This window comes from Mesorhizobium sp. M4B.F.Ca.ET.089.01.1.1 (assembly GCF_004022605.1).
Classification (GTDB): domain Bacteria; phylum Pseudomonadota; class Alphaproteobacteria; order Rhizobiales; family Rhizobiaceae; genus Mesorhizobium; species Mesorhizobium abyssinicae.
On record NZ_RZOS01001060.1, the window covers coordinates 1 to 765 of the forward strand.

2 protein-coding genes are annotated in these 765 nt (G+C 58.4%); both read left to right on the forward strand.

What is annotated here, in order from left to right:
• Window positions 1-255 (forward strand): M48 family metallopeptidase (locus tag EN780_RS36005; RefSeq protein WP_133372943.1); only part of this gene is annotated, 255 nt, incomplete at its 5' end.
• 217 nt (window positions 256-472) lie between these two features.
• Window positions 473-765, forward strand: a 293-nt coding sequence (locus EN780_RS36010) for a winged helix-turn-helix domain-containing protein (RefSeq protein ID WP_281035415.1), incomplete at its 3' end; no start/stop codon positions are given.

Sequence of the window (765 nt, forward strand, 5' to 3'; positions counted from 1 at the left end):
GACTACGTGGTGCTACACGAACAGGTTCACCTGCTGCATCACAACCACTCCAAGCAATTCTGGAAAGCGATGGACAGCGTGCTTCCAGACTGGCTTGTTCGTAAGCAAGAATTGGAACGCGATTGGGTAGGTTTGCGCGTTTCGCTTTGGCGACTCCGTCGGAGGCCCCCGCTGGCGAAGGGATTGCCTCCACGAGTAAGGTGTCGCGGCGATGAGTTGCCGCAGGTCAAGCTCAGCGAAGCCGATCGACAGTAATGCCCCCGACAGTCGGGGATATTCCCACGTGTCAGCGCTCGCCGCCTCAACTGCATTCCGTGTATTCGAAGGCTGAAAGCACGATGCCGATCCCTGACTACCAATCGCTCATGCTCCCGGTTCTTGAGGTCTCTTCGAAGGACGAAACCTCCGCCCACTAGCCGAGGCCGAGATTGCTGCACGGTTTGGTCTCACCGCTGAAGAGCGTGAGCAGCTGTTGCCGAGCGGCAAGCAGCACGTGCTACACAACCGTATCCACTGGGCGAAATTCTACATGAGCAAAGCGGGACTGCTCGCCTCTCCCGCACGAGGGCGGTTCGTTGCCACCGAAGCAGGTCTGTCATTGCTCACCAGCGGCCCTGACCGCATCGACGTGAAGCTGCTATTGAAACACCCAGAGTTTAGGAAGTTTTACAAGGGCAACGGCTCCGATGATAGTGCAGGGGAGACGCCATCCGACGTCGCGACGGAGGCGACGCCGGAAGAGCAGATCGAAAGTGCCTATCAGCC